The following is a 1,085-nucleotide window of genomic DNA, read 5'->3' as shown; positions in this document are numbered from 1 at the left end:
GAAGAACGTGTGCATTTCCATGGGCGACCACCCGATCCCGAAATGGGGCGTTTGAGCCTCAGGCCACAATAATAACGAAAGAGATGAGAACAATGACGACAAAACTTACCACTGATGCTGTCCCTGCTCCCGACGTCGTGCGCTGTGCCTACATGGAAATTCAGGTCACGAACCTTAAAGCCGCACGCGAATTTTACGTCGATATCCTCGGCCTGGTCGTGACCGCCGAAGAGGATAAAACCCTCTACCTGCGTTCGATGGAGGAGTTTATTCACCATAACCTGGTGCTGCGCGAAGGCCCGGTCGCCGCCGTGGCGGCGTTTGCTTTCCGCGTGCGCACGCCGGAAGACGTCGACCGCGCCGAAGCGTATTTCAAGGCGCTTGGCTGCCGCACCGAGCGTCGGGTGAACGGGTTCGCCAAAGGCATCGGCGATGCGGTGCGGGTAGAGGATCCGCTCGGTTTCCCATACGAGTTTTTCTACGACGTGCAGCACGTCGAGCGCCTGGCCTGGCGCTACGATCTGTATACGCCGGGCGCGCTGGTGCGCCTCGACCACTTTAACCAAATCACCCCTGACGTGCCGCGCGCCGTGGAATACATCCAGGGGCTGGGCTTTCGCGTGACGGAAGACATCCGCGATGAAGACGGCGTGGTTTACGCCGCCTGGATGCGCCGCAAGGCGACGGTACACGATACCGCGATGACCGGCGGCGCCGGGCCGCGCATGCATCACATCGCCTTCGCCACTCATGAAAAGCACAATATTTTGGCCATCTGCGACAAGCTCGGCGCGCTGCGCAAATCCGATTTGATCGAACGCGGCCCTGGCCGCCACGGCGTCTCCAACGCGTTCTATCTCTACCTGCGCGATCCCGATGGCCACCGGGTGGAAATCTACACGCAGGATTACTACACCGGCGATCCGGACAACCCGACCGTGACCTGGGACGTGCATGACAACCAGCGCCGCGACTGGTGGGGCAATCCGGTGGTGCCGAGCTGGTATACCGAAGGATCGCTGGTGCTGGATCTCGATGGGCAGCCGCAGCCGGTCATCGAGCGCAGTGCGCCCAGCGAAATGGCC

1 protein-coding gene is annotated in these 1,085 nt (G+C 61.2%); it reads left to right on the top strand.

Going from position 1 to position 1,085, the window contains the following annotated elements:
- Nucleotides 1-92: 92 nt before the first annotated feature.
- Nucleotides 93-1,085 (top strand): 3,4-dihydroxyphenylacetate 2,3-dioxygenase (gene hpaD, locus AB0H42_RS35880; protein WP_357064365.1); only part of this gene is annotated, 993 nt, incomplete at its 3' end.

It is taken from the genome of Nocardia sp. NPDC050799 (genome assembly GCF_040654015.1).
Classification (GTDB): Bacteria; Actinomycetota; Actinomycetes; order Mycobacteriales; family Mycobacteriaceae; genus Nocardia.
Note: the sequence above shows the minus strand (reverse complement) of the source record. Positions and strands in the feature narration are given on the sequence as shown.